Raw genomic sequence first — 7,559 nt, 5'->3', positions numbered from 1 at the left:
TGTCCAGACGCATGAAACAGTTCAAGCTTGATGTCGTCGTCGTCGATATGCACGTCGACATCTTCAGCTTCAGGTAGCACCGCCACGGTAGCAGTGGACGTGTGAATGCGGCCAGAAGCCTCCGTCTCAGGCACACGCTGGACGCGGTGGACGCCACTCTCGAACTTGAAGAGCTTATAGCTTCCTACTCCGAGTACAGAGAAGACAACTTCCTTAAACCCCCCGATCTCGGTTGGGTGACTCGAGATGACCTCTATCTTGAGACCATGCTGTCCTGCGAAGTACGAGTACATACGGAACAGATCAGCGGCAAACAACGCCGCTTCGTCGCCACCGACACCTCCCCGGATCTCGACGATGATATTCTTGTCGTCATCCGGATCTTTGGGAATACGTTCTTCCTCGATCTGAGTGTGGACAGCTTCCAGTCCCCGGCGAAGCCGGAGCTTATCTTCCTCGATCATGGCAGCGAACTCGGAATCTGTTCCCTCTGCGAGAAGTGCATCGTTGTCAGCAAGCTGAGTCCTCAGAGACTCTTCGTGAGTGAGCAGCTCGAACAGAGAGTTCATCGTGCGCCGCTCCAGAATGAGCTTCTGAATTTCCTTCTGATCGACATCGTAGCGCAGGTTGGCAACTCGCTCGTCGATCTCATGAATTCTACGTGCCAACTGTTCTGTTTCCAGGCTCATCGGCTCTCTTTCTGCCTCAAATTAGGCGATCTCTTTCCAGTACTCGCTCTGGTCGACCTGGAACCACATGGTGCTCACGACAACGTGCTTCATAGCTCTCGGCTGCACCCACCATCACCACCGGGTCGTCATACCGCGCCGGACGCCCATTGACGATGCGCTGAGTACGCGTCGCCGGCCTCCCACATACCATACATACGGCTGTAAGCTTCGTAACTTCTTCCGCAAGCGAAAGCAGTTCTGGCATAGGTCCAAATGGCTCACCACGAAAGTCCTGGTCGAGTCCGGCGAGGATGACGCGAACGCCCTTGCCCGCAAGATACTCTGCGACCTCGATAATCCCGGGATCGAAGAACTGCACCTCGTCGATACCGACGACTTCCACTTGCCTCTCCTCGACAATCCTGACCACGTCAGCAGGAGATGCCACGATAGCTGATTCAAGGCGAATTCCCGAGTGGCTCGTGATCGTCTCAAGCCCGTAGCGGTCATCGAGAGACGACTTGAGAGCGATGACCTTCTGCCTCGCAATCTGTGCCCTCTTGAGGCGTCGAATCAGCTCCTCGGATTTCCCCGAGAACATGCAACCGGCAACGACCTCGATTCTGCCGGAAAGGCTATCCATGATACCTAGCGTCCAGCGCTGTCCTGCGCGACGATGTTGGCCAGGAACTCCCGATTGTTGGCAGTTCTCTGAAGCATGGCGATGAGCTTCTCAAGGCTCTCCGTCGGATCCTCGTTGCCGATGAACTGTCTGAGAGCCCAGATCTTACGATACTCCTCAGGCGTGTACAAGAGTTCTTCGCGCCGCGTGCCGGACTTCCGGACGTCGATGGCGGGGAAAACGCGTCGCTCAGCCAGTTCACGGTCCAGAACAAGCTCCATGTTGCCAGTGCCCTTGAATTCCTCATAGATGACCTGATCCAGGCGGCTGCCTGTCTCGATGAGCGCTGTTGCGATGATTGTCAGACTACCGCCCTCGACCATATTCCGCGCGGCGCCGATGACTCTCTTGGGCCCGCGAATTGCAGTTGGATCGAGACCGCCCGACAGAGTCTTCCCAGACGAGGAACTGATAAGGTTGTAAGCGCGTGTGAGACGAGTAATACCATCCAGGAGGATGACGACATCCTTCTTGATCTCAACCAGGCGCTTTGCACGCTCCAGGGCCAGCTCGACGACTCGAATATGGTTCTCGGGAGGCTGGTCGAACGTCGAACTGATCACCTCGCTCCGAATCGACTGCTTCATGTCCGTGACTTCCTCGGGCCGCTCATCGATAAGGAGTACCATCAGCGTGACCTCGGGGTGATTGTACTCGATACTCTGCGCAATGGCCTTGAGAATGGTCGTCTTTCCCGCCTTTGGTGGCGACACGATCAGGCCACGCTGGCCCTTGCCGATGGGAGCAACAAGCTCAAGGAGGCGCACGGCCATGCTGCAGTTGGGCGTTTCCAGCTTGAGATGCTTGTTGGGAAAGATCGGTGTGAGTGACTCGAATTGCGGCCGATTGAGTACGTGCCCTTCGATACCAATGCCATTGATGCTGCGGATGCGCATCAGTGAGGAATACTTCTCCTTGTCTCCACGCGGCAGGTGGACGATACCCTCGAGCCAGTCACCGGTCCGCAGACCGAACCGCCGGATCATGGGGGGCGAGATATAAACGTCCGACGAGGAAGGAAAGTAGTTGGAACGCATGAACCCATATCCCTCAGCGAGAATCTCGCACAGGCCCGAGGCAGTGAACTCCTCCCCCCCCGTTCGTGGAATCTCTCCACCATGGCGCTCAGGCGAACTCGAGATGACAGCTCCGGAAACGACGTGCTCCGGTACACGTTCCTGCTCGATATCGAGGTGTTCAGTCACTACCTCAGGCTTGTCATGGTTGTCATAGGGTCTCATAGAACTCATGGCAGGCCCCTCCTGATCATTAGCATCCTTACCCCCAAGTTTCAACAACTCCTCAATGAGGTCCGGCTTCTTGAGCCGTGTATAGTTTCGAACATGCAGCACTTTCGCGATCTCGTACAATTCCCGGGACGTCTTTTCCAGCAACTCTTGTTCAGTGAAGTTCATAATCCTCTGCCTTCTTTCGTCAAATGGTCACTCAATAGCCAGCAAGCGCCCGATAGAATCCTTGAACGAGCCCAACACAGTAACACGCGTCTGACACTGCTGAACTGTCACACGTGTCTCATCTTTAAAGACAGGATCTCGCAGATATGCAAGATTGACGTAAACGTTGGCAATGCCTCCGGCATAGGCAGCCTCGAGCATTGCGGCGCCGACATACAGGTCAGATGCAATATCCTTTGGCGCATCACAAAACGTCGCGACGAGAAGCTCGGCAAAATCGCACACGCGGACGGCCAGCGCGAGAGGGGCTCTTGTCGAACCCTTGAGTGCATCCTGCATGGCCGCCCGTCGCACAAGTTTCTCGTCATCGGTCGTCTTGGGCAATTTCATGGCAGCCATGTAGCCCTCGAATGCCGCGCTGTCCTGGTCCATCATCGTAACAAACTCGGCCCGCGACGCTTCGCAGCCCTCGACAAATGGGGCCAGACGGCTCTTTTCCGACTCATCACGCACACCTACGACATTGGCAACCATTTCGACTAAAGCTGTCCCCATCGCCGCGGCAAGCCCGGCAGCACTACCTCCGCCGGGAGTCGGATTGCGCGATGAGAGTTCGGTCAAAAACCCATCTAAGGATTGATTTTTATACATCTCGACCTCTTGGTTGACGATTGGAATGTATCGACTAGTTCAGACAAATAATACCTGCTCGCTTGGAAAATGCAAGCGCGAGCGTCCTGAGAAGAGCCTACCCCCTACAATTGTAGTATAATGCTCTCTATCTAGTCCAACCGGAGGTCATCATGATTGTCAAGGCAGTTCAAGACGTCGAGGAGATTTCCGTCACCGAAGCCGGAGCCCATGGTACTACGATACGCTGGATGCTCAACCGCTCGGATGGAGTCCCCACGTTTGCGATGCGGTACTTCGTCGTCAAACCGGGTGGGTCTACACCGCGCCACGCTCACCCCTGGGAACACGAAATCTTTGTCATCAAGGGAATCTGCACTGCTTTCTGCGAAGGTGAGACTCGTCATGTTGGCCCAGACCACGCCATCTATATCGAGCCAGAGGCAATTCACAGTTTCGCCAACGAAGGCACCGATGACCTTGTCTTTCTGTGCATGATACCGATCCAGTAGCCAATGGACCTTGCTCTGGCAGGAAGAACGATTGCCATCGCAGGCAGCACAGCTGGCATCGGCTTGGCACTTACGACCTCGCTTGACCAGGAACATGCCCGCCTCCTGCTTGTGGGAGGGCGCCCCGAACGTTTGAACGCTCTTGTGCACACCTTGTCTCCTGGTGCACTCATTGGCATCGTCCCCGGAGATCTGCGCAGGGAATCGGACCGAAATCAGTGCACAGCCGCTCTTCGCGAGTCCACCGAGCTTGCCGGCTTCGTGTTCCTGCCGGCAGAACTGCGAACCGATGCTTTTTCTGCAGCTCGCTCCAGCGAATTCCGTGAGACATTCGACGTCAACGTCTTTGCCGCCTTCGAGTTTGCCCAGGCTGCGCTGTCTGGGGCCTCTTCCTCAGCAAGCTTCGTGTTCGTGTCCTCGATCGACGCTCACAGACATCCCCATCACACGCCCTCAGCAAGCTATGACAGTTCGAAACGTGCACTGGAGAGCATCTCCGAGTCCATCGCGGTCGAGGCCGGCTCTCGGGGAATACGCTCGAACTGCATCATCCCAGGCCTCATCCGGACGCCCATGACAGAAGACTTTTTCGGAAAGGAGTTCGATGCCGAGCGTCTGCGGTTTCTTGACGCAGTCCCGCTTGGCAGGCCGGGCAGTCCTGAGGATATCGCCAACCTCATCATGTTCCTTCTGTCTCCCGTCGCTGGATACGTGAATGGGACATCCATCCCTGTCGATGGTGGGTTCCTGTGTCAGGGGCTCTAGACAACGAAAAAGGGGCGCTCGCGCGCCCCGTGCTCTCATCTTCAGGAAGAACGACCCTACTTGCGCCTGCGCGCAGCAATGGACTTCTGCTTGCGTTTCTCGCTTGGCGCCATGAAGAAGCGACGCTTCTTGAGTTCGCCGAAGAGGCCATCACGGATACAGTCCTGCTTATAGCGTCTCAGCATATTTTCCAGCTGGGCGTCTTCGCCCTGAGGTTCAGTCCTGTCTTTGTTCCGATCACGATAGTTTCCCATCATTCACCCCTCCTTTCGTCAAACCGCTGCCAAAGGGGTTGATAAACAACCAATTAACTATACCGGAATTGCGTCTTCAGTCAACCGGCTTCTCTGTGACGTCCTCAGACTCTGATCGGAACAACTGAACACTCTTGATGATCTCACGGGCAAAAACCGCAAGAGGGACTGCGATCAACAGCCCAAAGAACCCTGCCAACGTGCCACCCGCCAGGAGGAGCAGGATGATAAACTCTGGTCTGAGCCCAGTCTTCTCGGATATGAGTCGTGGGGCGAGAATCTGACTCTCCCCAGCCTCGATGACGCCAAAGATGATGATCCATGCGATGAGCTTCCCCGGACCCGTCACGGCGGCAAAAAACGCTCCCAGCAATGCAACCACGAATGGGCCTACGTATGGAATAAACTCGCCGAAGAAATCTACGACGCCGATTGTCAGAGCGTAGTTGATCCCGAAGAGCCCACTGATCCCGCCCACGAACAGCGCAGTGACCAGCGCAATGAGGGCAAGCGCCTCGATATATCTCCTGGTGCTTGCGGCGACCTGAGCAAGCGCGACCTCTGCATGATCCTTCTGTGTACGGATAAACGGGAGCGACAAAGACATCTCATAGTAACCATGAGAGCCGCTCATGAAAAAATACATGAGCACGAAAAACGGGAGAAGAGCGCCAGCACTCAGCAGTCTCTTGGACGATGCCGTGACGATGTTCTGTCCGAATTGGATCGCAGCTTTTTGGACTGTGTCGAGAACCGCCGTGATGGTGTCCTTGGCCGACCCCAGCTGAAGGCGATCCAGCCATGTCGAGAGTCTGGAGAAGTATCCCTGAACCGTCTTCACGTAATCAGGAAGAGATGTCACAAGCGATCTCGTTTCGCGCACAAGAGGAGGAATCGTGACCGCCACCAGGCCGACGAATACGGCCACGATTCCCAAGACAACGATGGCACACGTGAGACCCATAGGAAGGTGGGTCTTTCGATTGAGCCACTGTGCAATTGGCAAGAAGAGAAACGCCGCGAATGCCGCGGCGATTCCCAGAGATACGATGCTACGAAGGCTCCACAGGAGCCAGACGGCCCCCGTGGCCACAGCGATGCTCAGGACCGAGAGAAGAACAATGCGAAGAGCACTGGTTTCCTTACTGCTCAGCCTCATCTTCAGCCTCCGCTGGGGCGACCTCCTTGATAATTGCTTCCGCAGCGATAACACCGCTGCCCTTGGACTTCAGCCGGATCACTTTCACGCCCGAAGAGACCCTTCCAAGCAAGGGAAGGCGCTCGGCAGGAGTACGAATCGTCTGACCCGTACTCGTGGACACGACAACATCCTGGTCGGTGGTTCCCGTTGTAAATGCCGCCAGTGGACCAGTCTTGTCGGTGACGCGATAACAAATGACACCACCAGACCCTCGGCCAACCAGGCGAACCTCGTACGGGTTCAAGCGCTTGCCGTGGCCATGTTCCGTGATAAGCGTGAACGGTACGTCGGGTCGCAGCACTTCCATCCCGACTACGAACCTGCCTCCGCGTGAAAGGCGCATTCCGCGCACACCACCGGCAGATGCGCCCATGGCACGCACGGACGCCGACCGGATCCGGACAGCTCGCCCGGAATCGGAGGCGATGAGGACCTCGTCGGTGTCCTTGACAGGTCTTACAGCGACCACAGAATCCCCTTCGGCAAGCTTGATGAACATCTTCCCTGTACTACGTATGGTAACAAATTGCGATGTGACCATCTTCTTGATACGTCCACGACGGGTCACGATGATGAATGACACACCTTCCTGTATGGCGGGCAGCGCCGTCGCTTCGGTGACGAGCTCGTCCGCCCCCATACCGAGGAGAAGCGATAGATTCTCGCCTCCACCCTGCCGCTTCTCTTCAGGAAGACGGTAAGCCGGAATTGAGTACACACGTCCTTTGTTGGTGAAGAGCAGCACACGCTGCTTCGTGCGGACGGTGAAGTACTTGCTGATATAGTCGTCCCGCTTTAGATTCATGCTCGCGACTCCCAGCCCTCCGCGACCCTGAACCTTAAACGTCGAACTCGGGATAATCTTCGCATAGCCGTTTTTGGAAATGACGACCATGACCTCTTTGTCCTCGATGAACTGCTCGTCATCGTCCTCTCCACGGCCATCGTCCTTCAGGATCTGAGTGCGGCGTGGGTTTCCATATTTGCGGGCGACCTCGACAAGCTCATCCCGGATGTAGACACGGATCCTGTTAGGGTCTGCCAGCATCGCAGAGAGCCTCTCTATCTCTGACTTGTTCTCTTCAACCTCTTTCGTCAACTTCTCGACCTCGAGCGATACCAGAGACCGCATGCGCATCTCAAGGATCGCCTCCACCTGCCGGTCGTTGAGTCCAAAGTTCTCGACGAGGCGAGCCGATGCATCGTCCATAGACGATGACGCGGTCAGGATTTCCGTCACTCGTTTGATGTTTCGAATGGCGATAACAAGAGCGTTGAGGACGTTCAGCCGTTCCTCGTGCTTGCGGAGCTCCAGAGCGAACCTCTTGCGAAGCGTTGCCTCGCGGAAGTCCAGGAATGTAGCCAGAACATCGCGCAGAGGGAGGGTGCGCGGCACGCCATATAGGATTCCGAGCATGCTGACGTGGAA

At 56.0% G+C, this 7,559-nt stretch carries 10 protein-coding genes (2 of these 10 only partly in view); 2 read left to right on the top strand and 8 right to left on the bottom strand.

What is annotated here, in order from left to right:
- A protein-coding gene (locus SMC5_RS10940; protein ID WP_207798914.1) for a peptide chain release factor-like protein crosses the window boundary here: on the bottom strand, positions 1-13 show its 5' end (the start). 341 nt of this gene lie to the left of the window's left edge; 13 of the gene's 354 nt are visible here — the first part of the coding sequence; the start codon lies at positions 11-13; its stop codon lies off the left edge, out of view.
- Positions 1-689, bottom strand: partial view of a PCRF domain-containing protein gene (locus SMC5_RS00480; protein WP_207798913.1) — the 5' portion only. 25 nt of this gene lie to the left of the window's left edge; the window shows 689 of its 714 coding nt (coding positions 1-689); it begins with the start codon at positions 687-689; its stop codon lies off the left edge, out of view. The genes SMC5_RS10940 and SMC5_RS00480 overlap by 38 nt, the downstream gene beginning before the upstream one ends.
- Before the next feature lie 16 nt (positions 690-705).
- Positions 706-1,314 carry a thymidine kinase gene (locus SMC5_RS00475; RefSeq protein WP_119119156.1) on the bottom strand — a complete coding sequence of 203 codons (609 nt, stop codon included), beginning with the start codon at positions 1,312-1,314 and terminating at the stop codon, positions 706-708.
- Positions 1,315-1,319: 5 nt separating this feature from the next.
- Positions 1,320-2,768: a transcription termination factor Rho gene (gene rho, locus SMC5_RS00470; RefSeq protein WP_119119155.1), complete on the bottom strand. Its 1,449-nt coding sequence runs from the start codon at positions 2,766-2,768 to the stop codon at positions 1,320-1,322.
- A 27-nt stretch (positions 2,769-2,795) separates the two neighbouring features.
- Complete coding sequence (locus SMC5_RS00465; protein ID WP_119119154.1) at positions 2,796-3,419, bottom strand: cyclodeaminase/cyclohydrolase family protein; 624 nt, start codon at positions 3,417-3,419, stop codon at positions 2,796-2,798.
- 152 nt (positions 3,420-3,571) lie between these two features.
- On the opposite strand from SMC5_RS00465, the gene SMC5_RS00460 reads away from it, so the two are divergent.
- Together SMC5_RS00460 and SMC5_RS00455 are read left to right on the top strand one after the other, a co-directional pair.
- Positions 3,572-3,910, top strand: coding sequence for a cupin domain-containing protein (locus SMC5_RS00460; RefSeq protein WP_119119153.1), 339 nt, complete (start codon positions 3,572-3,574; stop codon positions 3,908-3,910).
- Between the two features lie 3 nt (positions 3,911-3,913).
- Positions 3,914-4,675 (top strand): SDR family NAD(P)-dependent oxidoreductase, encoded by a 762-nt coding sequence (locus SMC5_RS00455; RefSeq protein ID WP_119119152.1) that lies wholly within the window; start codon positions 3,914-3,916, stop codon positions 4,673-4,675.
- Between the two features lie 56 nt (positions 4,676-4,731).
- On the opposite strand, the gene rpsU is transcribed toward SMC5_RS00455, so the two are convergent.
- The 3 genes from rpsU to SMC5_RS00440 all read right to left on the bottom strand — a co-directional run.
- Complete coding sequence (rpsU, locus tag SMC5_RS00450) at positions 4,732-4,932, bottom strand: 30S ribosomal protein S21 (protein WP_207798710.1); 201 nt, start codon at positions 4,930-4,932, stop codon at positions 4,732-4,734.
- 73 nt (positions 4,933-5,005) lie between these two features.
- Positions 5,006-6,088, bottom strand: a complete 1,083-nt coding sequence (locus SMC5_RS00445; protein WP_119119151.1) for an AI-2E family transporter — start codon at positions 6,086-6,088, stop codon at positions 5,006-5,008.
- Positions 6,072-7,559 (bottom strand): DNA gyrase C-terminal beta-propeller domain-containing protein (locus SMC5_RS00440; protein ID WP_207798911.1); only part of this gene is annotated, 1,488 nt, incomplete at its 5' end. The genes SMC5_RS00440 and SMC5_RS00445, both read right to left, overlap by 17 nt.

The organism is Candidatus Cryosericum odellii, assembly GCF_003570935.1.
Taxonomy (GTDB): Bacteria; Caldisericota; Caldisericia; order Cryosericales; family Cryosericaceae; genus Cryosericum; species Cryosericum odellii.
Note: the sequence above shows the minus strand (reverse complement) of the source record. Positions and strands in the feature narration are given on the sequence as shown.